29 protein-coding genes are annotated in these 25,278 nt (G+C 55.8%); 23 read left to right on the plus strand and 6 right to left on the minus strand.

The features are described from left to right. Positions 1-54 precede the first annotated feature (54 nt). Complete coding sequence (gene flk / locus ACOTXL_RS04285; RefSeq protein ID WP_045331054.1) at positions 55-1,059, minus strand: flagella biosynthesis regulator Flk; 1,005 nt, start codon at positions 1,057-1,059, stop codon at positions 55-57. 111 nt (positions 1,060-1,170) lie between these two features. Here flk and pdxB point away from each other — a divergent pair, with 111 nt between their 5' ends. The 15 genes from pdxB (at position 1,171) to hisP (ending at position 15,264) form a co-directional block, all read left to right on the plus strand. Beyond that, the gene (gene pdxB, locus ACOTXL_RS04290; protein WP_023314591.1) at positions 1,171-2,307 is read left to right on the plus strand and encodes a 4-phosphoerythronate dehydrogenase PdxB; all 1,137 of its coding nucleotides are present in this window, start codon (positions 1,171-1,173) and stop codon (positions 2,305-2,307) included. A gap of 66 nt (positions 2,308-2,373) precedes the next feature. Beyond that, entirely contained in the window at positions 2,374-3,387 is a 1,014-nt protein-coding gene (locus ACOTXL_RS04295) for an aspartate-semialdehyde dehydrogenase (protein ID WP_003861403.1), read from the plus strand. After that, entirely contained in the window at positions 3,387-4,199 is an 813-nt protein-coding gene (gene truA / locus ACOTXL_RS04300; protein WP_001286071.1) for a tRNA pseudouridine(38-40) synthase TruA, read from the plus strand. The genes ACOTXL_RS04295 and truA overlap by 1 nt, the downstream gene beginning before the upstream one ends. A 28-nt stretch (positions 4,200-4,227) precedes the next feature. After that, a complete protein-coding gene (locus tag ACOTXL_RS04305; RefSeq protein WP_003861406.1) occupies positions 4,228-4,887 on the plus strand; it encodes a DedA family protein in 660 nt (219 codons plus the stop codon). 154 nt (positions 4,888-5,041) lie between these two features. Next, complete coding sequence (gene accD / locus ACOTXL_RS04310) at positions 5,042-5,947, plus strand: acetyl-CoA carboxylase, carboxyltransferase subunit beta (protein WP_003861408.1); 906 nt, start codon at positions 5,042-5,044, stop codon at positions 5,945-5,947. Positions 5,948-6,017: 70 nt separating this feature from the next. Beyond that, positions 6,018-7,286 carry a bifunctional tetrahydrofolate synthase/dihydrofolate synthase gene (gene folC, locus ACOTXL_RS04315; RefSeq protein WP_017692992.1) on the plus strand — a complete coding sequence of 423 codons (1,269 nt, stop codon included), beginning with the start codon at positions 6,018-6,020 and terminating at the stop codon, positions 7,284-7,286. Then, positions 7,276-7,962, plus strand: coding sequence for a cell division protein DedD (gene dedD / locus ACOTXL_RS04320; RefSeq protein ID WP_003861412.1), 687 nt, complete (start codon positions 7,276-7,278; stop codon positions 7,960-7,962). Before folC ends, dedD begins: the two co-directional genes overlap by 11 nt. Before the next feature lie 253 nt (positions 7,963-8,215). Then, positions 8,216-8,704 (plus strand): colicin V production protein, encoded by a 489-nt coding sequence (gene cvpA, locus ACOTXL_RS04325; RefSeq protein WP_000262116.1) that lies wholly within the window; start codon positions 8,216-8,218, stop codon positions 8,702-8,704. Between the two features lie 33 nt (positions 8,705-8,737). Next, the gene (gene purF, locus ACOTXL_RS04330) at positions 8,738-10,255 is read left to right on the plus strand and encodes an amidophosphoribosyltransferase (protein ID WP_008502595.1); all 1,518 of its coding nucleotides are present in this window, start codon (positions 8,738-8,740) and stop codon (positions 10,253-10,255) included. An 89-nt stretch (positions 10,256-10,344) separates the two neighbouring features. Then, positions 10,345-10,914 (plus strand): UbiX family flavin prenyltransferase, encoded by a 570-nt coding sequence (locus tag ACOTXL_RS04335; protein WP_023314587.1) that lies wholly within the window; start codon positions 10,345-10,347, stop codon positions 10,912-10,914. 290 nt (positions 10,915-11,204) lie between these two features. After that, the gene (gene argT / locus ACOTXL_RS04340) at positions 11,205-11,987 is read left to right on the plus strand and encodes a lysine/arginine/ornithine ABC transporter substrate-binding protein ArgT (RefSeq protein ID WP_003861418.1); all 783 of its coding nucleotides are present in this window, start codon (positions 11,205-11,207) and stop codon (positions 11,985-11,987) included. Positions 11,988-12,213: 226 nt separating this feature from the next. After that, entirely contained in the window at positions 12,214-12,996 is a 783-nt protein-coding gene (gene hisJ, locus ACOTXL_RS04345) for a histidine ABC transporter substrate-binding protein HisJ (RefSeq protein WP_045350212.1), read from the plus strand. An 88-nt stretch (positions 12,997-13,084) separates the two neighbouring features. After that, on the plus strand, positions 13,085-13,771 hold the full coding sequence (locus ACOTXL_RS04350) for a histidine ABC transporter permease HisQ (protein ID WP_003861422.1): 687 nt from the start codon (positions 13,085-13,087) through the stop codon (positions 13,769-13,771). Next, positions 13,768-14,481 (plus strand): ABC transporter permease, encoded by a 714-nt coding sequence (locus ACOTXL_RS04355; protein WP_003861424.1) that lies wholly within the window; start codon positions 13,768-13,770, stop codon positions 14,479-14,481. The genes ACOTXL_RS04350 and ACOTXL_RS04355 overlap by 4 nt, the downstream gene beginning before the upstream one ends. A gap of 9 nt (positions 14,482-14,490) precedes the next feature. After that, positions 14,491-15,264 carry a histidine ABC transporter ATP-binding protein HisP gene (gene hisP / locus ACOTXL_RS04360; protein ID WP_003861426.1) on the plus strand — a complete coding sequence of 258 codons (774 nt, stop codon included), beginning with the start codon at positions 14,491-14,493 and terminating at the stop codon, positions 15,262-15,264. 140 nt (positions 15,265-15,404) lie between these two features. Here hisP and ACOTXL_RS04365 read toward each other — a convergent pair whose 3' ends face one another. The 4 genes from ACOTXL_RS04365 to yfcG all read right to left on the minus strand — a co-directional run bounded on the left by ACOTXL_RS04365 (position 15,405) and on the right by yfcG (position 17,930). Then, positions 15,405-15,905: a GNAT family N-acetyltransferase gene (locus ACOTXL_RS04365; protein ID WP_022651543.1), complete on the minus strand. Its 501-nt coding sequence runs from the start codon at positions 15,903-15,905 to the stop codon at positions 15,405-15,407. Between the two features lie 44 nt (positions 15,906-15,949). After that, positions 15,950-16,843, minus strand: coding sequence for a TIGR01777 family oxidoreductase (locus tag ACOTXL_RS04370; RefSeq protein ID WP_003861430.1), 894 nt, complete (start codon positions 16,841-16,843; stop codon positions 15,950-15,952). 13 nt (positions 16,844-16,856) lie between these two features. Next, positions 16,857-17,225 (minus strand): dihydroneopterin triphosphate 2'-epimerase, encoded by a 369-nt coding sequence (gene folX, locus ACOTXL_RS04375; RefSeq protein ID WP_045350214.1) that lies wholly within the window; start codon positions 17,223-17,225, stop codon positions 16,857-16,859. 75 nt (positions 17,226-17,300) lie between these two features. Then, positions 17,301-17,930, minus strand: a complete 630-nt coding sequence (gene yfcG, locus ACOTXL_RS04380; RefSeq protein ID WP_003861434.1) for a GSH-dependent disulfide bond oxidoreductase — start codon at positions 17,928-17,930, stop codon at positions 17,301-17,303. A gap of 140 nt (positions 17,931-18,070) precedes the next feature. Between yfcG and yfcF the strand changes: the two genes are divergently transcribed. The 3 genes from yfcF to yfcD are packed head-to-tail and all read left to right on the plus strand — an operon-like array spanning position 18,071 to position 19,945. After that, on the plus strand, positions 18,071-18,715 hold the full coding sequence (gene yfcF / locus ACOTXL_RS04385) for a glutathione transferase (protein ID WP_022651542.1): 645 nt from the start codon (positions 18,071-18,073) through the stop codon (positions 18,713-18,715). A 56-nt stretch (positions 18,716-18,771) separates the two neighbouring features. Beyond that, positions 18,772-19,323, plus strand: a complete 552-nt coding sequence (gene yfcE / locus ACOTXL_RS04390) for a phosphodiesterase (RefSeq protein WP_017692997.1) — start codon at positions 18,772-18,774, stop codon at positions 19,321-19,323. A 55-nt stretch (positions 19,324-19,378) separates the two neighbouring features. Then, positions 19,379-19,945 (plus strand): NUDIX hydrolase YfcD, encoded by a 567-nt coding sequence (yfcD, locus tag ACOTXL_RS04395; protein ID WP_006811396.1) that lies wholly within the window; start codon positions 19,379-19,381, stop codon positions 19,943-19,945. Positions 19,946-19,948: 3 nt separating this feature from the next. On the opposite strand, the gene ACOTXL_RS04400 is transcribed toward yfcD, so the two are convergent. Continuing rightward, positions 19,949-20,968, minus strand: coding sequence for a LacI family DNA-binding transcriptional regulator (locus tag ACOTXL_RS04400; RefSeq protein WP_003861441.1), 1,020 nt, complete (start codon positions 20,966-20,968; stop codon positions 19,949-19,951). Between the two features lie 236 nt (positions 20,969-21,204). Here ACOTXL_RS04400 and ACOTXL_RS04405 point away from each other — a divergent pair, with 236 nt between their 5' ends. The 5 genes from ACOTXL_RS04405 (at position 21,205) to ACOTXL_RS04425 (ending at position 25,186) form a co-directional block, all read left to right on the plus strand. Beyond that, positions 21,205-21,648: a PTS sugar transporter subunit IIA gene (locus ACOTXL_RS04405; protein ID WP_022651541.1), complete on the plus strand. Its 444-nt coding sequence runs from the start codon at positions 21,205-21,207 to the stop codon at positions 21,646-21,648. A 79-nt stretch (positions 21,649-21,727) separates the two neighbouring features. Further along, the gene (locus tag ACOTXL_RS04410) at positions 21,728-22,000 is read left to right on the plus strand and encodes a PTS sugar transporter subunit IIB (protein WP_003861447.1); all 273 of its coding nucleotides are present in this window, start codon (positions 21,728-21,730) and stop codon (positions 21,998-22,000) included. A 21-nt stretch (positions 22,001-22,021) separates the two neighbouring features. After that, a complete protein-coding gene (locus tag ACOTXL_RS04415) occupies positions 22,022-23,413 on the plus strand; it encodes a PTS ascorbate transporter subunit IIC (RefSeq protein ID WP_022651540.1) in 1,392 nt (463 codons plus the stop codon). Then, a complete protein-coding gene (locus ACOTXL_RS04420; protein ID WP_045350216.1) occupies positions 23,410-24,240 on the plus strand; it encodes a transketolase in 831 nt (276 codons plus the stop codon). The genes ACOTXL_RS04415 and ACOTXL_RS04420 overlap by 4 nt, the downstream gene beginning before the upstream one ends. Continuing rightward, positions 24,233-25,186 carry a transketolase family protein gene (locus ACOTXL_RS04425; protein ID WP_003861452.1) on the plus strand — a complete coding sequence of 318 codons (954 nt, stop codon included), beginning with the start codon at positions 24,233-24,235 and terminating at the stop codon, positions 25,184-25,186. The genes ACOTXL_RS04420 and ACOTXL_RS04425 overlap by 8 nt, the downstream gene beginning before the upstream one ends. Positions 25,187-25,278 lie beyond the last annotated feature (92 nt).

Raw genomic sequence — 25,278 nt, forward strand, 5'->3', positions numbered from 1 at the left:
CCTACTGTTCGAGCCGTTGAAGACCCGGTAAGCGAAGCGCCACCGGGCAAATCCTCACGCAACCAGCCAGAAAATCGCCAGCGCAATCACCAACGCGATCAACATCAATCCCGGACGGGCAGAAAGCGTTTTGAACGTATCAACTACGGGGGCAAACAGCGGGCTGTAGATCGGCTGAATGTTTCTTACCTCCGGCACACCGCCTTCCCGCTCGGCGCGGCGAACGAAGATCTGATTGAGCACATCCTGCACCTGGGCGGTGGTCAGCACCGTTTGCGGCGTAGCCTGCCAGCTCTGCTGAGCGTAATCCCGGATCGTATCGAACTCGTGCGGTTCCAGCGGTTGTTTCAGCGCCGCCTGTACGCTGTGCAGGGTCGGGGCGCTCTGGGTGCTGAGCGTCTGACGCGCCTGGAGCCAGGTGACCAGATGGGTAAACTGTTTTGCCGGGATCATCTCGCCCGCTTTCACACCGGAAAGTTCCAGCATGGATTGCCAGATAAGCTTTGTTGGTTCGCCGGTTGCGGCAGCCAGCTTAGTGACCATCTGCTTGAGCGTATTATGCTCCGCAGGCTGCAATGGCCGTTCTGTAGACGGGCGCTGTTGCGGCTGCGGGATAGAAAGCTGATTGCTTTGCAGCAGGGTCAATACGGTTTTCAGCTGTTCCGGCGAAAGCTGGCTCAGGGCGGTATGACCGTACTGTTGACGGATAAAATCACTCACCGCCTGGCGATTATTCCCCTGGCCCAACAGCTCGGTCAGCTGCGAGATAATCTGGCGGGTGGTATGTTGCTGCTGTGCGCTGGTAAGACGCTGGTTCAGGTTTTGTTCGGCGGCAGGGAAATGGCGCGACTGTAGCTGCGCATCGTTTCTGACGCCCAAATCGTGCTTCACGCCGGCCCACACCTCTGCGTTTTGCTGTGAGGTCAACGCAATAAGACGCGTGATCAGACGCTCCAGTACGGTGCGTTGCTGCGTGGAGAGCGGTTGTTCGCCTGGCGTGTTGGGCGTTACGGGGCCTTCACCCGGAGGGCGCGGAGGCGTACCTGAAATGGGCTGCATCGTCAAAAATCCTTAAAGTCAAACTCTGCGTAACCGGGCGGAGATATATGCCCGGCGGCGAGATTATGGCACACTTGGCAGGTTTACTTCCTCTCAAACAGGTACTCAGACGTGAAAATCCTCGTTGATGAAAATATGCCTTACGCCCGTGAGCTGTTCAGCCGCCTGGGTGAGGTTAAGGCTGTCCCTGGTCGCCCGATTCCGGTCAGCGAACTGGACGATGCAGACGCCCTGATGGTGCGCTCGGTGACTAAAGTAAATGAGGCGCTGCTCACCGGCAAAGGGGTTAAATTTGTCGGGACGGCAACGGCCGGGACCGATCATGTGGATGACCAGTGGCTTAAGCAAGCGGGGATTGGTTTTTCCGCGGCGCCAGGCTGTAACGCCATTGCCGTCGTGGAATATGTTTTCTCCTCGCTATTGATGCTGGCCGAGCGCGATGGTTTTACGCTGAAAGACCGCACCGTCGGGATTGTGGGGGTGGGCAACGTGGGCGGACGTCTGCAAAAGCGTCTGGAAGCCTGGGGAATCCGCACCCTGCTGTGCGATCCGCCGCGTAAGGATAACGGTGATGAAGGCGACTTCCGCACACTGGATGAGCTGGTCGACGAGTGCGACGTCATCACCTTCCATACGCCGCTCTTTAAAGAGGGGCCGTATAAGACCCTGCACCTGGCCGACGAAAAGCTGATCCGCCGTCTCAAGGCTGGCACTATTCTGATAAATGCCTGCCGGGGACCGGTGGTGGATAACGCGGCGCTGCTGGCATGTCTCGACGAAGGACAAGAGCTTAGCGTCGTGCTGGACGTCTGGGAGCCAGAGCCTGATCTCAACGTCGCATTGCTGGATAAGGTAGACGTGGGTACCGCACATATCGCGGGTTATACCCTTGAAGGCAAAGCGCGTGGCACAACCCAGGTGTTTGAGGCTTACAGCGCCTTTATCGGCCATCCGCAGCAGGTAGCGCTGGATACGCTGCTGCCCGCCCCGGAATTTGGCCGCATTACCCTTCATGGCCTGCTGGATGAGGCAACGCTGAAAAGACTGGTGCATTTGGTGTATGATGTGCGCCGCGATGACGCGCTGCTGCGTAAAGTGGCGGGTATTCCGGGTGAGTTTGACAAGCTACGCAAAAATTACCTTGAGCGCCGCGAGTGGTCTTCCCTGTATGTCATGTGCGATGACGCGTCAGCGGCGGGGCTGCTGCATAAACTGGGATTTAACGCCGTTCACCACCCGGCACGTTAATGTCTTCTTAATGCTCCCTGTCGGATGCTCCGGCAGGGACGCTTTTTATTTCTGGAGTAAACCACCATGTCTGAAGGCTGGAACATTGCCATTTTGGGTGCCACTGGCGCCGTGGGCGAAGCCCTGCTTGAAACCCTTGCTGAGCGTCAGTTCCCGGTGGGTGAGATTTACGCACTGGCGCGTACCGACAGCGCAGGAGAACAGCTGCGTTTCGGCGGGAAATCCTTGATGGTGCAGGACGCCGCCGCGTTTGACTGGACGCAGGCTCAGCTGGCGTTTTTTGCCGCAGGTGCGCAAGCCACGGCGTCTTACATTGAAGAAGCGACAAATTCAGGCTGTCTGGTGATCGACCTGAGCGGCCTGTTCTCCCTGGAGCCGGATGTGCCGCTGGTGGTGCCGGACGTCAACCCGTTTGTGCTGGCTGACTACCGCAACCGCAACATCATTGCAGTACCGAACAGCCTCACCAGCCAGCTGCTGACCGCGCTGAAGCCGCTGATCGACGACGGTGGCCTGTCGCGTATTTCCGTGACCAGCCTGCTGTCAGCCTCCGCTAACGGCAAAAAAGCCGTAGACGCACTGGCAGGGCAGAGCGCGAAGCTGCTGAACGGTATCCCGATCGACGAAGATGATTTCTTTGGCCGCCAGCTGGCGTTCAACATGCTGCCGCTACTGCCGGATCGTGAAGGTTCGGTGCGGGAAGAGCGTCGTATCGTCGATGAAGCACGCAAAATTTTGCAGGATGACGGGCTGATGATCTCCGCGAATGTCGTGCAGTCTCCGGTCTTTTACGGCCACGCGCAGATGGTCGGGTTTGAAGCCCTGCGTCCGCTGGCGGCTGAAGAAGCCCGCGACGCGTTTGGCCGCGGAGAGGACATTGTCCTGTCCGAAGAGAGCGAATTCCCGACGCAGGTGGGCGACGCCACCGGCAGCGCGCATCTCTCTGTGGGCTGTGTGCGTAACGATTACGGTATGCCTGAGCAGGTGCAGTTCTGGTCTGTTGCCGACAACGTGCGTTTCGGCGGCGCGCTGATGGCGGTCAAAATCGCGGAAAAACTGGTGCAGGAGTATCTGTACTGATGTCAGATGTGGAACAAAAGCCGGTCCACAGAATTGCCCTCGGCATTGAATACGATGGCAGTAAATACTATGGCTGGCAGCGGCAGAATGAGGTGCGCAGCGTCCAGGAGAAGCTGGAGAAAGCGCTCTCTCAGGTAGCGAATGAACCGATAAGCGTCTTCTGCGCGGGCCGCACCGATGCCGGCGTTCACGGCACGGGGCAGGTGGTGCATTTTGACACCACCGCCGTGCGCAAAGACGCGGCCTGGACGCTGGGTGTAAATGCGAATTTGCCTGGTGACATTGCCGTGCGTTGGGTGAAAGCTGTGCCGGATGATTTTCACGCGCGTTTCAGCGCGACGGCGCGGCGCTACCGTTATGTCATCTATAACCAGCGCCTGCGCCCGGCGGTGTTAAGCCAGGGCGTGACGCATTTTTATGAACCGCTGGATGCAGAACGTATGCAGCGTGCGGCGCAGTGTCTGATTGGAGAGAATGATTTTACGTCGTTTCGTGCGGTGCAGTGTCAGTCCCGTACGCCGTGGCGTAACGTCATGCACATTAACGTCAGTCGGTATGGCGCGTATGTGGTGGTGGATATCAAAGCCAATGCCTTTGTACATCATATGGTGCGGAATATTGTGGGCAGCCTGATGGAAGTGGGCGCCGGACACCAGCCGGAGAGCTGGATTGCAGAACTGCTTGCAGCGAAGGACAGAACGCTTGCGGCAGCAACGGCGAAAGCGGAAGGGCTGTATCTGGTTTCGGTGGATTATCCGGACCGGTTCGACCTGCCAAAACCGCCAATGGGCCCGCTGTTTTTAGCGGACTAAACAAAGGTGCAATTAGGGCTTAGACAATATGGACGTAATACGTTTTCTGATTGATTTCATCCTGCATATTGATGTTCACCTGGCGGAGCTGGTCGCGCAGTACGGCGTCTGGGTTTACGCCATTCTGTTCCTCATTCTGTTCTGTGAAACCGGCCTTGTGGTTACGCCGTTCCTGCCTGGAGATTCACTGCTGTTCGTGGCGGGCGCGTTATCCGCACTGCCAACGAATGACCTGAATGTCCATCTGATGGTCGTCCTGATGATCATCGCCGCGATTGTTGGTGATGCGGTCAACTACACCATCGGGCGGGTGTTTGGCGAGCGGTTGTTCAGTAATCCGGACTCGAAGATTTTCCGCCGCAGTTATTTAGATAAGACCCATGCGTTCTATGAGCGCCATGGCGGTAAGACCATTATCCTTGCCCGTTTTGTGCCTATTGTGCGTACATTTGCACCGTTTGTGGCGGGAATGGGTCACATGTCCTATCGTCATTTTGCCATGTACAACGTGGTGGGCGCGCTGCTGTGGGTGCTGCTGTTCACCTATGCAGGCTACCTGTTTGGCGATCTGCCGGTGGTTCAGGAAAACCTTAAGTTACTGATTGTAGCGATTATTGTGCTTTCCGTACTGCCTGGCGTCATCGAAATTATCCGTCACAAACGCGCGGCGGCAAAGCAAGCGAAGTAAATGCACGCTGGCGGTTCGACCACTTTTTTATCCAAAGTTTCGGGCTGTTATGTTTTAATGTGCAACATTCATGGTCTGTTGGAGGCAAAAATGGCATTATTCGCCTCTTACAGCAAAACTGGCATACGACCAGGTTCAGGCAGAAAGGTTATCAATGAGCTGGATTGAACGAATTAAAAGCAACATTACCCCAACGCGTAAAGCGAGCATTCCTGAAGGGGTATGGACGAAGTGTGATAGCTGCGGCCAGGTTCTGTATCGCGCAGAGCTGGAACGCAATCTTGAGGTGTGTCCGAAGTGTGACCACCATATGCGTATGTCGGCGCGCAACCGCCTGCATAGCCTGCTGGACGAAGGTTCTCTGGTAGAACTGGGCAGCGAACTGGAGCCAAAAGATGTGCTCAAGTTCCGCGACTCCAAAAAATACAAAGATCGTCTGGCCTCTGCGCAGAAAGAGACCGGCGAGAAAGACGCGCTAATCGTCATGAAAGGCACCCTGCATGAAATGCCGGTGGTTGCCGCCGCGTTTGAGTTCTCCTTTATGGGCGGCTCAATGGGCTCCGTGGTCGGCGCGCGTTTCGTGCGTGCCGTTGAGCAGGCGCTGGAAGACAACTGCCCGCTGATCTGCTTCTCCGCCTCCGGTGGCGCACGTATGCAGGAAGCGCTGATGTCCCTGATGCAGATGGCGAAAACCTCTGCGGCGCTGGCGAAAATGCAGGAGCGCGGTCTGCCGTACATTTCGGTACTGACTGACCCAACCATGGGCGGCGTTTCTGCAAGCTTCGCCATGCTGGGCGACCTGAACATCGCGGAGCCAAAAGCGCTGATCGGCTTTGCCGGTCCTCGCGTTATCGAGCAGACCGTACGTGAGAAACTGCCGCCGGGCTTCCAGCGCAGTGAGTTCCTCATTGAGAAAGGCGCTATCGATATGATCGTCCGCCGTCCGGAAATGCGCCTGAAACTGGCCAGCATTCTGGCGAAGCTGATGAATCTGCCAGCGCCTAACCCGGACGAGCCGCGCGAAGGCGTGGTGGTACCGGATCAGGAACCCGAGGCCTGATAACTGAAAAGGGCAGGGCCGAATGGCGCTGCCCTTTTGCTTTCTAAACCGTTAATGACAACCGGGCATCATGGAAAATAAAAGCATTCCTCAAGCCACGTCGCCCCTGGCCGCGTGGCTTTCTTATCTGGAAAACCTGCACAGTAAAACTATCGACATGGGCCTTGAGCGCGTAAGCCAGGTTGCCGCGCGTCTTGACGTGCTGAAACCCGCGCCTTTCGTGTTTACCGTCGCCGGCACTAACGGTAAAGGCACCACCTGCCGCACGCTGGAATCTGTCCTGATGGCGGCGGGGTACAAAGTTGGCGTTTACAGCTCGCCGCATCTGGTGCGCTATACCGAGCGCGTGCGGGTGCAAAACACCGAGCTGGCGGAATCGGCCCATACGGCGTCGTTTGCCGCTATCGAAGCGGCGCGCGGCGAAACCTCATTAACCTATTTCGAATATGGCACCCTGTCGGCGCTGTGGCTGTTTAAGCAGGCGCAGCTGGACGTGGTGATCCTGGAAGTGGGGCTGGGCGGGCGTCTGGATGCCACCAATATGGTGGATGCGGATGTCGCCGTCGTCACCAGCATCGCGCTGGATCACACCGACTGGCTGGGCCCGGACCGCGAGAGCATTGGCCGTGAGAAGGCCGGTATTTTCCGGGCCAATAAGCCTGCCGTGGTAGGCGAACCGGACATGCCACATACCATCGCTGAGGTAGCGAAAGAGAAGGGCGCTCGTCTGCTGCGTCGCGGCGTGGACTGGCAGTATGAGGTGCAGGACAACGGCTGGCGCTTCAGCGATGCGCAGGGCGTGCTGGAGAGTCTGCCCCTGCCGCAGGTGCCACAGCCTAACGCGGCGACTGCGCTGGCAGCCCTGCGCGCCAGCGGATTAGCGGTAAGCGAGCAGGCAATCCGCGATGGCATTCAGAACGCACTGTTACCAGGACGTTTTCAGATTGTGAGTGAGTCACCGCGTCTGATTCTGGATGTTGCACATAACCCGCATGCGGCGGCGTACCTCGCAGGACGTCTCAAATCGTTACCAAAAACCGGGCGCGTGCTGGCGGTTATCGGTATGCTTCATGATAAAGATATCGGCGGCACGCTGGCCTGCATGGAGAGTGTGGTCGATAGCTGGTATTGTGCTCCTCTGGAAGGGCCGCGCGGCGCGACTGCTGAGCAGTTGATGGAACATCTCGGCAAAGGCGAAATCTACAGCAGTGTGGTTTCGGCCTGGCGTGCCGCGATGGCGGAGGCTAAACCAGAAGATACCGTGCTGGTGTGTGGGTCATTCCACACGGTGGCACATGTCATGGAAGTGATGGACGCGGGGAGAACCGGTGGCGAGTAAGTTTCAGAACCGTTTAACAGGAACCATTGTGCTGGTCGCGCTCGGGGTGATTATTCTCCCGGGATTGCTCGACGGGCAGAAAAAGCATTACCAGGATGAATTTGCGGCCATTCCGCTGGTACCCAAACCGGGCGATCGCGACGAGCCCGATATGTTGCCAGCGGCAACGCAGGCGCTGCCTGCCCAGCCGCCAGAAGGCGCAGCGGAAGAGGTGCGCGCAGGTGATGCAGCCGCGCCGTCGCTCGATCCCTCGCGCCTGGCGACGAACAATAACATCGAGATTGATCCGGTGCCGGTAGAACAGCCTAAGCCTGTTGAGAAGCCGAAACCGGTGGAGAAGCCGCAGCCGAAACCGCAGCGGGATAAAGCGGCCGAGCAACTGGCAGCCGCTTCAGAAACGCCACCGCAGGCAAAACAGGACGCGGCCCCTACCGGCAAAGCCTATGTCGTTCAGCTCGGTGCGTTGAAAAATGCAGATAAGGTCAATGAGATCGTGAGTAAACTGCGCGGCGCGGGATACCGTGTTTATACTTCACCCACCACGCCGGTACAGGGTAAAATTACGCGTATCCTCGTGGGGCCGGATGCGTCGAAAGATAAGCTCAAAGGTTCGCTTGGCGAGCTGAAGCAAATCTCCGGCCTGAGCGGTGTGGTGATGAACTACAGCGCCAACTGATAGAAATTATCCCCTCACCCTGGCCCTCCCCCTAAAGGGGCGAGGGGTCGGTTTACTCCCTCTCCCTTGAGGGAGAGGGCCGAGGTGAGGGGGAGGCAGACGTTCACAGAAACGTCAAAGGTGCGGGGCGTTGAGCATTTTTTCAGCGCCTTTTTTATTTACGCGTGGGAAGGAAATCCCTACGCAAACGTTTTCTTTTTCTGTTAGAATTCGCCCCGAACTGGATGACAGGGCGTTAAATCGTGGGACACATATGGTCTGGATTGATTACGCCATCATTGCGGTGATTGGTTTTTCCTGTCTGGTTAGCCTGATCCGTGGCTTTGTTCGTGAAGCGTTATCGCTGGTAACCTGGGGTTGTGCTTTCTTTGTTGCCAGTCATTACTACACTTACCTGTCTGTCTGGTTCACGGGCTTTGAAGATGAACTGGTCCGAAACGGAATCGCCATCGCGGTGCTGTTTATCGCGACGCTGATTGTCGGCGCTATCGTCAATTACGTGATAGGTCAGCTGGTCGAGAAAACCGGTCTGTCAGGAACGGACAGGGTGCTCGGCATCTGTTTCGGCGCGTTGCGAGGCGTGCTCATTGTGGCCGCGATCCTGTTCTTCCTGGATACCTTTACCGGGTTCTCCAAAAGTGAAGACTGGCAAAAATCGCAGCTCATTCCGGAGTTCAGCTTCATCATCAGATGGTTCTTTGACTATCTGCAAAGCTCGTCGAGTTTCTTGCCCAGAGCATAAACCCTGAGATGTGGCTTAACGAGGAAAAGACGAATGTGCGGTATTGTCGGTATCGCCGGTTTCATGCCGGTAAACCAGTCGATTTATGACGCGTTAACGGTGCTTCAGCACCGTGGGCAGGATGCTGCGGGTATCATCACCATTGATGCAAACAACTGCTTCCGTTTACGCAAGGCGAACGGCCTGGTAAACGATGTATTTGAAGCCCGCCATATGCAGCGTCTGCAAGGTAATATGGGGATCGGTCACGTTCGTTATCCTACTGCTGGCAGTTCCAGCGCCTCTGAGGCTCAGCCTTTTTACGTTAACTCCCCGTATGGCATCACGCTTGCCCACAATGGCAATCTGACCAATGCCCACGAGCTGCGTAAAAAGCTGTTTGAAGAGAAACGTCGCCACATTAACACCACCTCTGATTCTGAAATCCTGCTCAATATCTTTGCCAGCGAGCTGGATAACTTCCGCCATTATCCGCTGGAAGCAGACAACATTTTTGCTGCCGTTGCCGCGACTAATCGCCAGATCCGTGGAGCGTATGCTTGCGTGGCGATGATCATCGGTCATGGCATGGTAGCCTTCCGCGATCCAAACGGCATTCGCCCGCTGGTGCTCGGCAAACGTGATCTCGGCGATGGCCGTTCCGAGTACATGGTTGCCTCCGAAAGCGTGGCGCTGGATACTCTGGGCTTCGAATTCCTGCGTGATGTCGCGCCAGGCGAAGCGGTCTACATCACTGAGAAGGGCCAGCTGTTTACCCGTCAGTGCGCCGACAATCCGGTGAGCAACCCGTGCCTGTTCGAATACGTTTACTTCGCGCGTCCGGACTCGTTCATCGACAAGATTTCCGTTTACAGCGCGCGCGTCAATATGGGGACGAAGCTGGGCGAGAAGATTGCCCGCGAGTGGGACGATCTCGACATCGACGTCGTCATCCCAATCCCTGAAACCTCCTGTGATATCGCGCTGGAGATTGCCCGTATTCTGGACAAGCCGTACCGTCAGGGCTTCGTGAAAAACCGCTACGTGGGCCGCACCTTTATCATGCCGGGCCAGCAGCTGCGTCGTAAGTCAGTACGTCGTAAGCTGAACGCTAACCGCGCCGAGTTCCGCGACAAGAACGTGCTGCTGGTGGACGACTCTATTGTGCGCGGCACGACGTCTGAGCAGATCATCGAGATGGCGCGTGAGGCCGGGGCGAAGAAAGTGTATCTTGCCTCCGCAGCGCCGGAAATTCGTTTCCCGAACGTGTATGGCATTGATATGCCAACCGCTAACGAGCTGATTGCTCACGGTCGTGAAGTAGACGAAATCCGGCAGATCATCGGTGCCGACGGTCTGATTTTCCAGGATCTGAACGATCTGATCGACGCGGTGCGCGCTGAGAACCCGGATATTCAGCAGTTCGAATGCTCGGTATTCAATGGGATCTACGTGACGAAAGACGTTGACCAGCAGTATCTCGACTATCTGGATTCTCTGCGTAACGACGATGCGAAAGCCGTCCAGCTGCAAAACGATCTCGAAAGCTTAGAGATGCACAACGAAGGTTGATGCGTATGCAGGTGAGGGCGCTCGCCCTCACTTGCAACTCCCCGTAAAATCCTGCACAGTCTGCCCTGAAATCAGCAAGGGCGAAAATCATGAAACGACTCATTGTAGGGATCAGCGGTGCCAGCGGCGCGATTTATGGCGTCCGGCTGTTACAGGTGCTGCGTGACGTTGCAGGCGTAGAAACCCATCTGGTGATGAGCCAGGCGGCGCGTCAGACCCTCTCTCTTGAAACCGATCTCTCTCTGCGCGACGTTCAGGCCCTGTCTGACGTTGTCCACGATGCCCGCGATATCGCCGCCAGCATCTCTTCGGGCTCGTTTAAAACGGCCGGCATGGTTATTTTGCCCTGTTCGATTAAAACCCTTTCCGGCATTGTAAACAGCTATACCGACACGCTGGTGACGCGTGCAGCGGATGTGGTGCTGAAAGAGCGTCGTCCTCTGGTGCTCTGCGTGCGGGAAACGCCGCTGCACCTGGGACATCTGCGTTTAATGACGCAGGCAGCCGAACTGGGGGCCGTGATTATGCCGCCGGTCCCCGCGTTCTATCATCGTCCGCAAACGCTGGATGATGTCATCAACCAGACCGTTAACCGCGTGCTGGATCAGTTCGATATCGACCTGCCGGAAGATCTCTTTACCCGCTGGCAGGGGGCGTGAAGCTGTGCACAAACAAGGTGCATGAAAAGACAATTTGCCCTGTTTCAGGGCAAAACTGCAACCGCGATCATATCCTCGACATTTAATTCGCTTTTTCCCTTTTTCTCTTTCCGGTTCGTTCGGCAGACCTGCTATCTTTCACCATTAAGGCAGTATCGCAACGTTTTATTAACATATTTAACGTCGTAGTTTTATCCCGACGACAATGTGGCATAAGACCTGCAAGAGCAGCCTGCAACACAACACACAACATAAACCATAATAAAATCACGGTTCTTGAGGGTAAATGTATGAAGAAGACGGTTCTGGCTCTGTCTTTGCTCGTGGGCTTGAGTGCGGCAGCAAGTAGCTATGCAGCGCTTCCACAGACAGTTCGTATCGGTACAGACGCAACCTACGCGCCATTCTCCTCCAAGGATGCGAAAGGCGACTTCGTGGGGTTTGATATCGATCTGGGAAATGAGATGTGCAAACGCATGGAAGTGAAATGCACATGGGTGGGCAGTGACTTTGACGCGCTGATCCCGTCGCTGAAAGCCAAGAAAATTGATGCCATTATCTCTTCTCTCTCCATCACGGAAAAACGTCAGCAGGAGATTGCCTTCTCTGAGAAGCTCTACGCTGCCGACTCACGTCTGATTGCCGCGAAAGGCTCGCCAATCCAGCCGACCATCGACTCGCTGAAAGGCAAACATGTTGGCGTGCTTCAGGGCTCGACCCAGGAAGGTTTCGCCAATGCAAACTGGCGCGAGAAGGGCGTCGATGTGGTGGCTTACCAGAACCAGGATCTGATCTACTCTGACCTGGCGGCAGGCCGTCTGGATGCCGCGTTTCAGGATGAAGTCGCCGCGAGCGAAGGCTTCCTGAAACAGCCTGCGGGTAAAGAGTACGCCTTTGCCGGCCCGTCGGTAAAAGACAAAAAATACTTTGGCGACGGTACCGGTATTGGCCTGCGTAAGGATGATACCGAGCTGAAAGCCGCCTTCGACAAAGCGTTTAATGAGCTGCGTAAAGACGGTACCTACGACAAACTGGCGAAGAAATACTTCGATTTCAACGTCTACGGTGATTAATGCCTGAATGAGATGCACTGAAGTGGTGCGTCCCGGTGGGGTTATGTTCCAGTATGGTGCAACGCATGCACCATACTGGATCGCTGTGTGCATAGTTAAGCATTTATAATGCAAAAATTCCCGTTCAAAGGCATTAATCTTTGCCTGAATGAGGGGATTAATGGCACATTAACAACACCCCGTCGTCGTAAAAATCTCGTATTAAGACAGTTTGTTGAGGACAGATATGAAAAAACTGGTGTTGTCACTTTCTCTGGTACTGGCTTTTTCCAGCGCCACCGCTGCATTCGCAGCAATTCCGCAGAAAATTCGTATTGGAACTGACCCAACCTATGCACCTTTCGAATCGAAGAATGCGAAGGGGGAACTGGTTGGTTTTGACATCGATCTGGCTAACGAGCTGTGCAAACGCATTAAAGCGCAATGTACCTACGTTGAAAACCCGCTGGATGCGCTGATCCCGTCTCTGAAAGCGAAGAAAATTGACGTGATCATGTCCTCCCTGTCCATCACAGAAAAACGTCAGCAGGAGATTGCCTTCACGGACAAACTCTACGCGGCGGACTCACGTCTGGTGGTGGCGAAATCCTCTGACATTCAGCCAACCCTTGAATCTCTGAAAGGCAAACGCGTGGGCGTGTTGCAGGGTACTACGCAGGAAACCTACGGCAACGAGTACTGGGCGCCAATGGGGATTGAAATTGTCTCTTACCAGGGTCAGGAAAACATCTACGCAGACCTGACGGCAGGCCGCATTGATGCAGCATTCCAGGATGAAGTGGCGGCAAGCGAAGGTTTCCTGAAACAGCCTGTGGGTAAAGATTACAAGTTCGGCGGTCCGTCCATTAAGGACGAAAAACTCTTTGGCGTTGGCACCGGTATGGGCCTGCGTAAAGAAGACAACGAACTGCGTGAAGCCCTGAACAAAGCGTTCGCCGAGATGCGCGCGGACGGCACCTATGACAAGCTGGCGAAAAAGTACTTCGATTTTAATGTTTACGGCGGCTAATCGCCCCGTCTGATAACGTGCGGCCCCTCCCGTTCCGGGAGGGGAAAAGACACGGTTCCACCACTCACGAGACGACAGGGCACGCGGTATGCTGTACGGATTTTCTGGCGTTATTTTACAGGGCGCGCTTGTCACCCTTGAGCTGGCTATCAGCTCCGTGGTGCTGGCGGTGCTGATAGGCCTGGCGGGCGCGGGGGCAAAATTATCCGCCAACAGACCGCTGGCGCTGATATTTGAAGGCTATACCACGCTGATTCGCGGCGTGCCTGACCTGGTGCTGATGCTGCTGATCTTTTACGGCCTGCAAATCGCACTTAACGGCGTAACGGATGCCATCGGCATGGAGCAGATCGATATCGACCCGATGGTGGCCGGTATTATTACCCTTGGTTTTATCTACGGTGCCTATTTCACTGAGACTTTCCGCGGCGCTTACATGGCCGTGCCGAAAGGGCATATTGAAGCGGCGACCGCCTACGGTTTTACCTCCTCACAAACGTTTCGCCGGATCATGTTCCCGGCCATGATGCGCTACGCGCTGCCGGGCATCGGGAACAACTGGCAGGTTATTCTCAAGGCAACGGCGCTGGTCTCCCTGCTGGGTCTGGAAGATGTGGTGAAGGCCACGCAGCTGGCAGGTAAAAGCACCTGGGAACCGTTCTATTTTGCGGTGGTTTGCGGCCTAATCTATCTGGTCTTTACGACCGTCTCCAATGGTGTGCTGCTTCTGCTTGAACGTCGCTACTCCGTGGGTGTGAAGAGGGCTGACCTGTGATTGAGATTATTCAGGAGTACTGGAAATCCCTGCTTTGGACGGATGGCTACCGCTTTACTGGCGTGGCGATCACGCTGTGGCTGCTGATCTCCTCGGTGGTAATGGGCGGCATTCTGGCGGTGTTTCTTGCCATTGGCCGCGTGTCGAACAATAAATTTATTCAGTTCCCTATCTGGCTGTTCACCTACGTGTTTCGCGGTACGCCGCTGTACGTACAGCTGCTGGTGTTCTATTCCGGGATGTACACGCTTGAGATCGTAAAAGGCACTGAAATGCTGAATGCGTTCTTCCGCAGCGGTCTGAACTGTACGGTGCTGGCGCTGACCCTCAATACCTGCGCCTATACCACCGAGATCTTCGCCGGGGCCATCCGTTCTGTGCCGCACGGTGAGATCGAGGCGGCGCGCGCGTACGGCTTCTCGTCCGTGAAGCTCTACCGCTGTATTATTCTGCCTTCGGCGCTGCGTATTGCGCTGCCGGCGTACAGCAACGAAGTGATTTTAATGCTGCATTCGACGGCACTGGCGTTTACCGCCACGGTACCAGATCTGTTAAAGATTGCCCGCGATATTAACTCTGCCACCTACCAGCCGTTTACGGCGTTTGGCATTGCAGCAGTGCTCTATTTGATCATTTCTTACGTCCTGATCAGCCTGTTCCGTAAGGCTGAAAAACGCTGGTTGCAGCATATAAAACCGTCGACGCACTGAGAATTTATGATGGCTGAGAACAAATTAAACGTAATTGATTTGCACAAGCGCTACGGCGAACATGAAGTGCTGAAAGGGGTGTCGCTGGAGGCTAACGCGGGCGACGTGATCAGTATTATCGGCTCATCAGGTTCGGGTAAAAGTACCTTCCTGCGCTGCATCAACTTCCTCGAAAAGCCGAGCGAAGGATCGATTGTGGTGAGCGGACAGAACATCAACATGGTCCGTGATAAAGACGGCCAGCTTAAAGTGGCGGATAAAAATCAGCTACGACTGCTGCGTACGCGTCTGACGATGGTGTTCCAGCACTTCAACCTCTGGAGCCACATGACGGTGCTGGAGAACGTGATGGAAGCGCCGGTTCAGGTGCTCGGCTTAAGCAAGCAGGAAGCCCGCGAGCGTGCGGTCAAATACCTGGCGAAAGTGGGTATCGACGAGCGGCAGCAGATCAAATATCCGGTGCACCTGTCAGGGGGACAGCAGCAGCGTGTTTCCATCGCCCGTGCGCTGGCGATGGAGCCGGAAGTGTTGCTGTTTGACGAACCGACTTCCGCGCTGGATCCTGAACTCGTTGGCGAAGTGCTGCGCATCATGCAGAAGCTGGCGGAAGAGGGCAAAACGATGGTGGTGGTGACGCACGAGATGGGCTTCGCCCGTAACGTTTCTAACCACGTTATCTTCCTGCATCAGGGCAAGATAGAAGAGCAGGGGCATCCGGACGAAGTGCTGGCGAACCCGCAAAGCCCGCGTTTGCAGCAGTTCCTGAAAGGCTCGTTGAAGTAGGTTTGGCCTTTCTCCCTCTCCCTGTGGGAGAGGGCCGGGGTGGGGGCATCAGGCCGCAGAGCCGCCCAATTGCCCGGTGGCGCTTCGCTTACCGGGCCTACAAAAACCGTAGGCCGGGCAAACGCAGTGCCGCCCGGCATTCAACACTCGAGCCGATAGACCCAGTCGTCATACCGTACGCCGTTAATCTCGTACGCCTTCTCCAGCACCTGCGTGCGCACAAAACCCGCTTTCTCAAGGACCCGCACCGACCCGACGTTATCCGCCAGCACGTACGCGTTTATCGCCTTCACGCCCGTCTGGTTAAATGCATACTCACACACCGCGCGCAGCGCTTCGCTGGCAATGCCTTTTCCCTGCGCGGCAGGCACAACCGTGTAGCCAATATCCGCCTCTTCACGGTTCGCCGCACTGATTTGCAGGCCGATATCCCCGAGCGGCTTAACGTCGTTATGCAGACGGATTACAAAGACATGCTCCGCCATCAGGCGTGCGGCAAATACGCGGCGCGTCTCTTTTTCCGGTGTAATAGCGGCCATATAGCGCATGATGGCGGGGTCTTCGCGCAGAGAGCGGAAGAATGCCCAGTCAGAAGGTTCGAAAGGGGTGAGGTTAAGCCGGGTTGTGGTGATGGTTGCCATAGTTACGCCATATCATCCAGACATGGCGTATAACTCTAACATATTCACTGCACCACATCCCCCAGCGCCTCTTCCAGGTCATACCAGCGGAACGTAAACCCGGCCGCTTCCAGCCGTTTTGGCAGCGCGCGCTGCCCGCCCAGTACCAGCACCGAAGACTCACCCATCAGCAGACGAATCGCCGTCGCAGGCACGCGCAGCACCGCCGGGCGATGCAGGGCATGACCCAGGGCATGAGCAAATTGCTCATTACGTACCGGATACGGAGAGACCATGTTAAACGGCCCACGCAGGTCGTTATCCAGCAGCCAGAGAATACCGTTGACCATATCGTCGATATGGATCCACGCCAGATACTGACGACCGTTTCCGATGGGCCCGCCAAGCCCCATTTTAAACGGCGGCAACATTTTACCGAGAATACCGCCTTTCGGAGCAAGCACCACGCCGGTGCGCAGCAGGCAGACGCGGGTGTTATCGCTCTGCGCCCCGCAGGCGATACGCTCCCATTGGGCGCAGAGTTTATGGGTAAACTCGTTGTGCGGCGGCTCTTCTTCGGTCACCACCACTTCACCAAGATCGCCATAGTAGCCTGTAGCAGAGCCTGAAATCAGCACCGAGGGTGGCGTCTCGCTGTTGCGAATCAGCTCAACCAGCCTTTCGGTCATATTCCAGCGACTGCTGCATAAACGCTGTTTTTGCTCTTCGGTCCAGCGTTTATCGGCGATTGGTTCGCCTGCAAGGTTGATGACGGCGTCAAAGCCGTTCAGATCCTGCCTTTCCGCCAGGCCTTTCCAGATCTCAACGCCGGTGCCCAGCACCTGGCGCGCTTTCTCCGGGCTGCGCGTGACCACGGTAATGTCGTGATGCAACGCCTGCAAACGTGGAATGAGATGGCGACCAATCAGGCCCGTACCGCCGGTGAGCAGGATCTTCATACAACCTCCAGGTTTACGCCTGGCGCTGCCAGCTTAACGTCATGGAGACGGAGTCGGCGTAGCGCAGGGCGTGAAGTTTATCGATCTCCACTTCAGCATAAGTGACCCAGTGGTGTTCGCGTGCGATGTCGAGCACATCCTGAGTTAATTTTTCCAGTAGCGCAAAACGGTTGTTCTCTACGTACTGGATGATGCTTTTGGTGATCGTGCGATAGTTCAACGCGTCATTGATGTCTTCGCTGGCGCGCGCCTTGTCTGCCGGGTAGTGGATCACCACATTCACCACGATATCCTGGCGATTCGCGATCTCCTCCTCTTTGATACCAATGAACGTGCGTAAGCGTAAGTTTTTTATACGAATAATAGCGTTATGCTGGGACATTGCAGGTCTTCTCCGTGTCAGTATTTTCACCTCATCATACATGAGGAGAACACCTGCACCCAACGGGGCGCAGGATCAAATCTGATGGATTTTTTGCATGGCGCGTTCGGTGGCCGGGCGGGTCCGGATGCGCTCAAACCAGTTGTTCACCGCCGGATAAGTGGCCAGGTCGATCCGGTGGCGTTCATGGGTGTTGATCCACGGCCAGCAGGCGATATCTGCGATGCTGTAATGCTCACCTCCCAGCCACGGTGATTTTTCCAGCCGACGGTTCAGTACCCCGTACAGGCGCTGGGTTTCGACCTGATATCGCTCAATGGCGTAAGGGATCGTCTGCGGCGCATAGGCCGTAAAGTGGTGATTCTGCCCCAGCATCGGCCCGAGGCCGCTCGACTGCCAGAATAACCATTGCAGCGTGTGATGACGCTCGCGCAACTCACCGCTCAGGAGCTTGCCGGTTTTCTCTGCCAGATAGAGCAAAATCTCTCCGGACTCAAACAGGCTTAACGGTTTGCCGCCGTCAGAGGGCAGGTTATCAATGATGGCCGGAATTTTATTGTTGGGCGAGATGGCCAGAAAAACGGGGCGGAACTGGTCGCCTTTACTGATATCCACGCGAATGATCCGGTAGTCCACTTCGGCTTCTTCAAGAAAGAGTGTGATCTTATGGCCATTAGGGGTGGGGGCATAATAGAGATCTATCATTCTCAACTCCTGTCAGTGCGAATAGTGTTGCCATGAAAAATCAGTATAGGTGCTTGTTGTAAATCGTGAGTTTTCATCAAGTGACAGCGAGGCAAAGAGATTATATGTTGAGTGAAAACCGATCAGCCGAAGAGGATGTTATGAGCCAGCCTGTAATAACGTTGTGGTCCGATGCGAACTTTTTTTCTCCTTATGTCATGAGCGTTTATGTGGCGCTGGCAGAAAAGGGGCTTACTTTTACTCTGAAAACCGTTGACCTGGACAGCGGCGAACACCTGAAGCCTCAGTGGCAGGGCTACGCGCTCACTCGCCGAGTCCCTGTGCTGGAGATCGACGGTTTTGAGTTGAGTGAATCTTCGGCGATTGACGAGTACCTTGAGGACCGATTTGCCCCGCCTGAGTGGGAACGCATCTATCCTCACGATCTGCAAAAGCGCGCCCGCGCCCGCCAGATCCAGGCGTGGCTGCGTAGCGACCTGGTGCCGATTCGCACAGAACGCTCCACGGACGTGGTGTTCGCTGGCGTCAAAAAGCCCGCCCTCAGTGAGGAAGGCTTATCCAGCGCCCGGAAGCTGATTGAAACTGCGTCATCGCTGCTGGCGCAGGGTAACCCCAACCTGTTTGGCGAGTGGTGCATTGCCGACATCGATCTGGCGCTGATGCTCAATCGCCTGATCCTCAACGGGGATGACGTCCCACAACTGCTGGTGGATTACGCCACATTCCAGTGGCAACGCGCGTCGGTACAGCGCTATCTGGCACTCTCTGCTAAGCGCGCGGGCTGATAAGACGGGACGCTTGAGGTATGATAGGGGCAGTCTGTATTCCCGAGGAGTAACTGATGAAACTGATGTTTGCGTCGGATATTCATGGATCGCTGCCCGCGACCGAACGCGTGCTTTCTCTGTTCGCCCAAAGCGGGGCGCAATGGCTGGTGATCCTGGGCGATGTGTTAAATCACGGCCCACGCAATGCGTTGCCGGAAGGCTATGCTCCCGCGCAGGTGGCGGAAAAACTTAATCATTTTGCCTCGCGCATTATCGCCGTTCGCGGCAACTGTGACAGTGAAGTTGACCAGATGCTGCTGCATTTTCCCATTACCGCTCCCTGGCAACAGGTGTTGATGGAAAACAGCCGTTTGTTCCTGACCCACGGGCACCTGTTCGGCCCGGATAACCTGCCGTCACTCGCCGCTGGCGATGTCCTGGTTTATGGTCATACTCATATTCCGGTGGCGGAAAAGCGCGGGGCGTTTTATCACTTTAACCCCGGGTCTGTCAGCATTCCTAAAGGCGGCAACCCGGCAAGCTACGGCATGTATGAAGACGGGACATTAAGCGTTATCGCACTTAATGATCAGCAAGTTATTGCGCAGATAGCGATTAATCCGTAAGTTACACCACAACTGCAAACGCGCCGAAAGAGCGCTTAGACGAGAAGGTTTCCCGATGGTGGAGCAGAATCATTTGGCAAGTACTGAATGGGTTGACATTGTCAGCGAAGAAAATGAAGTGATCGCGCAGGCCAGCCGCGAACAAATGCGTGCGGAGCGTCTGCGTCACCGCGCGACGTACATCGTTGTTCATGACGGCATGGGCAAGATTCTGGTCCAGCGTCGCACCGACACCAAAGATTTTCTTCCTGGTATGCTGGATGCCACAGCGGGTGGCGTCGTGCAGGCCGATGAAGTGCTGCTGGATTCCGCGCGTCGTGAAGCGGAAGAAGAGTTAGGTATCGCTGGCGTGCCGTTTGCCGAGCACGGCCAGTTTTATTTTGAAGATGAGCATTGCCGCGTCTGGGGCGGGCTGTTTAGCTGCGTTTCCCATGGGCCTTTCGCCTTGCAGGAAGAGGAAGTGAGCGAAGTATGCTGGATGACGCCGGAAGAGATCACCGCGCGTTGCGACGAATTCACACCGGATTCCCTTAAAGCACTGGCGCTGTGGATGACCCGCAACGCCAAAAACGAATCCGCTAAACCGGAAAATAAGGCGGAAAAAGAGGAAGAGGCTGAGTAAGCCTTAACAGCTTTCCCGCAGACACAGGCTGGACGCGATGGGTTTATGGTCGCGCCAGTCTCCGTCATTAAGACGTTCCAGTAACGCTTTCCCGGCTTCAATCCCAATCTTGCGATGCGGTACTGCCATCGTCGTCAGCGGCGGCTGACAGACGCGGCTGACGTCGCTGTCGCCAAAACCTACGACCGCTAAATCGTCCGGCACCTTGATGCGCCGACGCTGGCACTCATACAGCGCGCCGCAGGCCAGTTCATCTGATACGCACACCAGCGCATCCAGCTCCGGCCACGCCAGCAGGAACTCTGGCAATTGTGCCGCGCCGGTGGAGAAGTTCGGCGGCATGGCGGCATTAATCACTCTGTTCGGCGCCAGGTGGTGGCGCAGCATCGCCTTGTACCAGCCCTGCAAATGCTGCTGAAAAATCCACTGTTCCTGGTTAGCGCACAGCAGGCCGATATTCTGGTAGCCGCGCTGAATCACCATCTCGGTAAGTTCATACATGGCGGCGACGTTATCAATCCCGATATTCATATCAATCGGATCGGCACGCATTGCACCCATTTCCATCACCGGGATAGAGGCGTTTTTTAGCCAGTGTCGCACGGTATCGGAGTGCTCGACGCTGAGCAGTATCGCCGCGGCGATGTTCGAGGCCAACAGCGTTTCAAGCAGTTTCTCTTCCTGTTCAAGACGATGCTGAGATTCCGCCAGCATGATCTGATATCCGGCTGGCTGGAGCACCTGCTGTAGCCCGGCGAACATCTCGGAACAGCCAGCTTCGGAAAGATTGGGTACAACCATCGCAATCGTCCATGACGATGCCGATGCCAGTGCGCTGGCGGCAAGATTGGGCATGTATCCCAGCTCCTGCACCGCGGCTTCAATTTTTTCACGCAGTTTATCGGAAACCTGTTCGGGCGTGCGGAGGGCACGGGAAACAGTCATCGTGCCTACGCCGGCAAGCTGCGCGACATCCGCGAGCGTTACTTTTCCGGTACTGCGCCGTTTTCGGGTTAAAGACATACATCTTCCTGCTGACAGGACGCGATTCAGTTTCATCCTTCATTTTACGTGACAGGCAGTATACGCCTTAAATCCCTTTTTTTGCTGTGATTTCGCACCATGATAGTAATTTGATAGCGCTATCACAGTTCTGCATGTTAGTTGTTGGTAGCGCTATCTTTGTGATCGCGATCGCAGTCATTAATTGATGGGTTGAATAGAGTTTGCCCATGTCTGGTCTTTAGCGGGAGTGAAAAATGCTCAAAAAGTGGATATATGATACAACCATCATCCTACAGGATAGCGTTGAAAGCTGGCCCCAGGCGCTGGAACTGTGCGCGAAACCGCTGCTGGATTTGCAGGTCATTGCGCCGGAATATGTCACGGCTATCATCGAGCAGCATCACACGTTAGGTCCCTACTATGTGCTGGCTCCAGGGCTGGCAATGCCCCATGCGCGACCGGAAGAAGGGGCGAAAGGACTTGGCCTGTCATTATTAAAACTGAAACAGGGTGTCTCTTTTGGTGCCGGTGAGTTTGACCCCGTCGATGTGATTGTGATGCTGGCGGCGCCGGACAAGCATAGCCATATCGAAATGATCTCAGCCTTAGCGGAATTATTTTCCAGCGACGAAGATATGGCTGAATTACATCGGGCGAATACGCTGGAGGAGATAAAAACCATCATCGATCGCTTCTGATTTAATTATTTAATTCGATTCATCTCAACATTACGCGTCAGCGTGATGGGGCGTACTCTACTCAAAAAAGGGGATAACAATGAAAATCATGGCTATTTGCGGCTCCGGCCTGGGCAGCAGTTTTATGGTCGAAATGAATATTAAAAAGGTGCTCAAAAAACTGGAAATTGAGGCCGAGGTTGAACACTCCGATCTCTCCTCGGCTACGCCGGGCGCGGCGGACCTGTTTGTAATGGCGAAAGACATTGCCGCAAGCGCCAGCGTGCCGGAAAGCCAGCTGGTGGTGATCAACAATATCATCGATATTAACGAACTCGAAGCGCAGTTGCGCGCCTGGTTCGAAAGACAATAATCCTGATAAGGCGAGGTGGATATGTTTATCCTTGAAACGCTGAACTTCGTTGTTGATATTTTAAAAGTCCCTTCAGTGCTGGTCGGTTTAATTGCCCTGATTGGTCTTGTGGCGCAGAAAAAAGCCTTTTCGGATGTGGTAAAAGGCACAATTAAAACCATTCTCGGCTTTATTGTACTGGGCGGCGGCGCAACCGTGCTGGTGGGCTCATTAAATCCGCTCGGCGGTATGTTTGAGCACGCCTTTAATATTCAGGGCATTATTCCCAACAATGAAGCTATTGTGTCGATTGCCCTGGAAAAATATGGCGCTTCCACCGCGCTCATTATGGCCTTCGGGATGGTGGCGAATATTATTGTTGCGCGCTTTACCCGCCTGAAATACATCTTCCTCACCGGGCATCACACCTTCTACATGGCATGCATGATTGGCGTGATCCTGACGGTTGCAGGCTTCGAGGGGGTCGGGCTGGTCTTTACCGGCTCGTTGATCCTCGGCCTGATTATGGCCTTCTTCCCGGCGATTGCGCAGCGCTATATGAAGCGTATTACCGGCAACGATGAGATCGCCTTCGGTCATTTCGGCACGCTGGGCTACGTGCTGTCCGGCTGGATTGGCAGCAAGGTCGGTAAAGGTTCGCGCTCCACCGAAGAGATGAACCTGCCGAAGAACCTTAGCTTCCTGCGTGACAGTTCAATCTCCATCTCCCTGACCATGATGATTATCTACCTGATCATGGCGGTGAGCGCCGGACGTGAGTACGTGGAGGCCACCTTCAGCGGCGGCCAAAACTACCTGGTGTACGCCATCATTATGGCCATCACCTTCGCGGCAGGCGTGTTCATCATCTTGCAGGGCGTGCGCCTGATTCTGGCGGAAATCGTCCCGGCCTTTACTGGCTTCTCGGAAAAACTGGTGCCCAATGCGCGGCCTGCGCTGGACTGCCCGGTAGTCTACCCGTATGCGCCAAACGCGGTGCTGATTGGCTTCCTGTTTAGTTTCCTCGGCGGGATTGTGGGCTTGTTCATCTGCGGTCAGTTTAGCTGGGTGCTGATCCTGCCGGGCGTCGTGCCGCATTTCTTCACCGGTGCAACGGCGGGCGTGTTTGGTAACGCCACCGGTGGACGCCGCGGGGCAATGATTGGCGCCTTTGCTAACGGCCTGCTGATCACCTTCCTCCCGGTCCTGCTGCTGCCTGTTCTGGGCGCAATTGGCTTTGCGAATACGACCTTCTCGGACGCTGATTTTGGTGCGGTCGGGATTGTGCTGGGCAACCTGGCGCGCTTCCTGTCGCCGTTTGCCATCACCGGACTGGTTGTTGTGTTGTTCGCGCTGCTGGTGGCCTACAACGTCTTCGCTAAAAACAAACCTGCCAGCGGTAACGCGCAGGAAAACCCCGGAGCCAAATCATGAATGAGAATGAAATAACCGAACTGGCGCGTCAGATTCGCCTTGAGACGCTGAAATCCCTTACGCAGCTGGGTTTTGGGCACTACGGCGGCAGCATGTCAGTCGTTGAAACGCTGGCGGTGCTGTACGGCGCGGTGATGAAAATTGACCCGGCCGATCCGGACTGGCCAGAGCGCGATTACTTTGTGCTGTCGAAAGGCCATGCGGGCCCGGCGCTGTACAGTACGCTGGCGATTAAGGGCTACTTCCCGATTGACGAGCTGAGCACGCTGAACCAGAACGGGACGCGTCTGCCAAGTCACCCGGATCGCCTGAAAACACGCGGCGTGGATGCCACCACCGGATCACTGGGGCAGGGGATCTCCATTGCTGGCGGCATGGCGCTGTCGCACAAGCTGGCAGGAAGGCCAAACCGGGTGTTCTGCATCGTCGGTGACGGGGAGCTGAACGAAGGACAGTGCTGGGAAGCCTTCCAGTTTATTGCTCACCATCGACTGAACAACCTGACGGTATTCGTGGACTGGAACAAACAGCAGCTCGACGGCGAGCTGGACGAAATCATCAGCGCCTTCGACCTGGAAGGCAAATTCCGCGCCTTTGGTTTTGACGTGGTAACGGTGAAAGGGGATGACATTCCGGCGCTGCTGGAGGTGACCGCGCCGATCGCTGCGGCCGATGCGCGTCCGCGGGTGGTGATCCTCGACAGCATCAAAGGGCAGGGGGTGCCATACCTGGAACAGCTCAGCAACTCGCATCACCTGCGATTAACTGAGGAGAGCAAAGCGGCGCTCAACGAGACGATTCGCCAACTGGAGGCTTCACATGATTAAGGTTGCACCGACAGGACAGAAAGATGCCGTTGAGATGCGTAAGGTCTACGCGGGTTTTGTGGCAAAACAGATTGAGGCCGGGAGCGAGATTATTGCGCTCGAAGCGGATCTGATGAGTTCGATGGCGATGGACGGCGTAGCGCGTGATTATCCACAGCACGTCATCAACTGCGGCATTATGGAGGCTAACGTGATTGGGACGGCCGCCGGGCTGTCGCTCACCGGACGTAAGCCGTTCGTCCATACCTTTACCGCCTTTGCCAGCCGTCGCTGCTTCGACCAGCTGTTTATGTCCCTGGACTACCAGCGCAATAACGTGAAGGTGATTGCCTCGGATGCGGGCGTGACGGCCTGCCACAACGGCGGGACGCATATGTCGTTCGAGGACATGGGCATCGTGCGCGGTCTGGCGCATTCAGTGGTGCTGGAGGTGACCGATGCGGTGATGTTCGAAGATGTGCTGCGTCAGCTTATCGACTTGGAAGGCTTCTACTGGGTGAGGACCATCCGTAAACAGGCCCCGAGCGTGTATGCCCCGGGGTCAACCTTCACCATCGGCAAGGGCAACGTGCTGCGCGAGGGAACCGATATTACCTTGATTGCTAACGGCATTATGGTGGCGGAAGCGCTGGAGGCGGCGCGCCAGCTGGAGCAGGAGGGGGTAAGCGCAGCGGTCATCGACATGTTTACCCTGAAGCCTATCGATCGGATGCTGGTGAAAAACTATGCCGAGAAAACCGGGCGTATTGTGACCTGCGAAAACCACAGCATTCACAACGGGCTGGGGTCGGCGGTGGCGGAAGTGCTGGTGGAAACCTGTCCGGTGCCCCTGCGTCGGGTGGGGGTGAAGGAACGATATGGTCAGGTGGGCACGCAGGACTTCTTGCAAAAGGAGTATGGCCTGACGGCACATGACATTGTGTCGGCGGCGCGGGAGCTGTTGTAATAAAAAAAGGCGACCGTGTGGTCGCCTTTTTGTTGCCCGGTGGCGCTGGCGCTTACCGGGCCTACGGTCCTGTAGGCCGGATAAGCGAAGCG

The sequence above is a fragment of the Enterobacter cloacae complex sp. IR5402 genome (assembly GCF_049238125.1).
Taxonomy (GTDB): domain Bacteria; phylum Pseudomonadota; class Gammaproteobacteria; order Enterobacterales; family Enterobacteriaceae; genus Enterobacter; species Enterobacter hormaechei_C.

Bases quoted from the DNA above. Each gene is read 5' to 3' on its own strand.
- flk (WP_045331054.1), bottom strand. From the start codon at position 1,059: ATGCAGCCCATTTCAGGTACGCCTCCGCGCCCTCCGGGTGAAGGCCCC.
- ACOTXL_RS04295 (WP_003861403.1), top strand. From the start codon at position 2,374: ATGTCTGAAGGCTGGAACATTGCCATTTTGGGTGCCACTGGCGCCGTG.
- truA (WP_001286071.1), top strand. From the start codon at position 3,387: ATGTCAGATGTGGAACAAAAGCCGGTCCACAGAATTGCCCTCGGCATT.
- ACOTXL_RS04305 (WP_003861406.1), top strand. From the start codon at position 4,228: ATGGACGTAATACGTTTTCTGATTGATTTCATCCTGCATATTGATGTT.
- accD (WP_003861408.1), top strand. From the start codon at position 5,042: ATGAGCTGGATTGAACGAATTAAAAGCAACATTACCCCAACGCGTAAA.
- folC (WP_017692992.1), top strand. From the start codon at position 6,018: ATGGAAAATAAAAGCATTCCTCAAGCCACGTCGCCCCTGGCCGCGTGG.
- cvpA (WP_000262116.1), top strand. From the start codon at position 8,216: ATGGTCTGGATTGATTACGCCATCATTGCGGTGATTGGTTTTTCCTGT.
- purF (WP_008502595.1), top strand. From the start codon at position 8,738: ATGTGCGGTATTGTCGGTATCGCCGGTTTCATGCCGGTAAACCAGTCG.
- ACOTXL_RS04335 (WP_023314587.1), top strand. From the start codon at position 10,345: ATGAAACGACTCATTGTAGGGATCAGCGGTGCCAGCGGCGCGATTTAT.
- argT (WP_003861418.1), top strand. From the start codon at position 11,205: ATGAAGAAGACGGTTCTGGCTCTGTCTTTGCTCGTGGGCTTGAGTGCG.
- hisJ (WP_045350212.1), top strand. From the start codon at position 12,214: ATGAAAAAACTGGTGTTGTCACTTTCTCTGGTACTGGCTTTTTCCAGC.
- ACOTXL_RS04350 (WP_003861422.1), top strand. From the start codon at position 13,085: ATGCTGTACGGATTTTCTGGCGTTATTTTACAGGGCGCGCTTGTCACC.
- hisP (WP_003861426.1), top strand. From the start codon at position 14,491: ATGGCTGAGAACAAATTAAACGTAATTGATTTGCACAAGCGCTACGGC.
- ACOTXL_RS04365 (WP_022651543.1), bottom strand. From the start codon at position 15,905: ATGGCAACCATCACCACAACCCGGCTTAACCTCACCCCTTTCGAACCT.
- ACOTXL_RS04370 (WP_003861430.1), bottom strand. From the start codon at position 16,843: ATGAAGATCCTGCTCACCGGCGGTACGGGCCTGATTGGTCGCCATCTC.
- folX (WP_045350214.1), bottom strand. From the start codon at position 17,225: ATGTCCCAGCATAACGCTATTATTCGTATAAAAAACTTACGCTTACGC.
- yfcG (WP_003861434.1), bottom strand. From the start codon at position 17,930: ATGATAGATCTCTATTATGCCCCCACCCCTAATGGCCATAAGATCACA.
- yfcF (WP_022651542.1), top strand. From the start codon at position 18,071: ATGAGCCAGCCTGTAATAACGTTGTGGTCCGATGCGAACTTTTTTTCT.
- yfcE (WP_017692997.1), top strand. From the start codon at position 18,772: ATGAAACTGATGTTTGCGTCGGATATTCATGGATCGCTGCCCGCGACC.
- yfcD (WP_006811396.1), top strand. From the start codon at position 19,379: ATGGTGGAGCAGAATCATTTGGCAAGTACTGAATGGGTTGACATTGTC.
- ACOTXL_RS04400 (WP_003861441.1), bottom strand. From the start codon at position 20,968: ATGTCTTTAACCCGAAAACGGCGCAGTACCGGAAAAGTAACGCTCGCG.
- ACOTXL_RS04405 (WP_022651541.1), top strand. From the start codon at position 21,205: ATGCTCAAAAAGTGGATATATGATACAACCATCATCCTACAGGATAGC.
- ACOTXL_RS04410 (WP_003861447.1), top strand. From the start codon at position 21,728: ATGAAAATCATGGCTATTTGCGGCTCCGGCCTGGGCAGCAGTTTTATG.
- ACOTXL_RS04415 (WP_022651540.1), top strand. From the start codon at position 22,022: ATGTTTATCCTTGAAACGCTGAACTTCGTTGTTGATATTTTAAAAGTC.
- ACOTXL_RS04420 (WP_045350216.1), top strand. From the start codon at position 23,410: ATGAATGAGAATGAAATAACCGAACTGGCGCGTCAGATTCGCCTTGAG.
- ACOTXL_RS04425 (WP_003861452.1), top strand. From the start codon at position 24,233: ATGATTAAGGTTGCACCGACAGGACAGAAAGATGCCGTTGAGATGCGT.